This window comes from Ruegeria sp. CDSB117 (assembly GCF_059611005.1).
The window spans coordinates 1-1,385 of the sequence record NZ_JBXWOS010000069.1 but is presented as its reverse complement, the minus strand read 5'-3'; the positions used below and the strand labels follow the sequence as shown (position 1 = coordinate 1,385).

The 1,385-nt window shown below is 53.4% G+C and carries 2 protein-coding genes; both read right to left on the bottom strand.

Annotated features, from left to right (window positions below):
- Window positions 1–524 (bottom strand): luciferase domain-containing protein (locus AC2FJC_RS23835; RefSeq protein WP_496742204.1); only part of this gene is annotated, 524 nt, incomplete at its 3' end.
- Between the two features lie 65 nt (window positions 525–589).
- Window positions 590–1,180 (bottom strand): YceI family protein, encoded by a 591-nt coding sequence (locus tag AC2FJC_RS23830; RefSeq protein WP_496742202.1) that lies wholly within the window; start codon window positions 1,178–1,180, stop codon window positions 590–592.
- Between the last annotated feature and the right edge of the window lie 205 nt (window positions 1,181–1,385).

Sequence of the window (1,385 nt, the reverse complement as noted above, 5' to 3'; positions counted from 1 at the left end):
CCGGTGATGAAGGTGTACGAGCTTTCAACCAGATCGATGACGACATCCAGCTCTTCGGGTGTGGTTGGAGTATAGATCATGACAAAGCCGCTCCACCCAGGACGTTGTTTGGCCCAAGGGTGAGCTACGGCCCAGCCAGCCTCAATTGCCCGTCGGGCCATTGCCGGGTGCAGCGAAGCGTGCAAACTGCCATCAGGATGCATATGCGCAAACTCAAACCCACCGACGATAGAGCTCGGTTGAGACAACAACATGTCGGGATCAAGCTGAAAGCCAATCGCGCCAGGTAGTGATATGCGTGTTGGGCCAAGTGTGACCCCTGGGAATTGCGCAACTCGCTCCAGCAAGAGCTGGGCCAATTCGGCATCAATTTCGACACCAATCTGAGTATGTGGTACGCCGCTTGTCGTTTCGGGACGGGGCGAGGTGCGCTCCGGCAAGGAGCGCTCTTGTGCGAATACCATCGGGCACATCAATGCCACCGCTGTCGCGGCAGCCGCCAGTAGTTTCAGGAACACATTCATTTTGTTGTCAGCCGGTCAAAAGTTAAGAATGAGCGCTCGGTGCCATATCAGTTCCCTTGCACACATCATTCAGCCTTTAACGCTTCGACATTGATCAAGACTGCTATTTCGTCGCTCACCGCAGGTGCGAACGCCCCAAGTCCGAATTCAGACCGCACGATAGTCGCCGTGGCTGCCAGCCCCAAGGTCGGCGTGCCCTCCTTTGCACCAAACGGGTATGGCGCTGACTTGTTGAGCGTTGTTTCCAGAATGACAGGTTTAGTGACGCCTTTTATGGTCAGGTCGCCAGAAATATTCGCGGTATTGTCACCAGTCACTTCAATGCTGGTTGAGGCGAAAGTGACCACGTCACCGTCACTTGCGCTGAAAAAATCATCGGACATGAAGTGTTGCAAACGGGCGTCCCAGCCCGTGATCATGGATGTTACAGGCATAGACACTGTGACAGATGACGCAGACGGATCATCTTCATTGAACTCAATCTCGCCGCTAAAACCTGAGAACATTCCAAACGTTTCGGAGAACCCGATGTGGTTGTAGCTAAACAAGACCTGGCTGTGTCCGGGATCCAGCTCGTAAGTGCCACTCTCGGACAATGCGGTTGTCGCGCCCATCGATAAGAGTACCGCCAGCGGGGTTGCTGCCACTTTGAACATTGATACGCTCCCATTTTGACAAGACGTGTTCGCGGAATTGAGTATTGAGCTTTAGCTTTTAGCTGGCCATGCTTTTAGTACAAAATGTTCTACTGCGCAACATTATGTTCTATAGGAGGAGCGATTGAAAGAAGATCCTAGGCTGATCGCCACACGGCAGGCCGCGCTTGATGCGGCGCAAAGGATACTAGTGGATGAGGGCGTG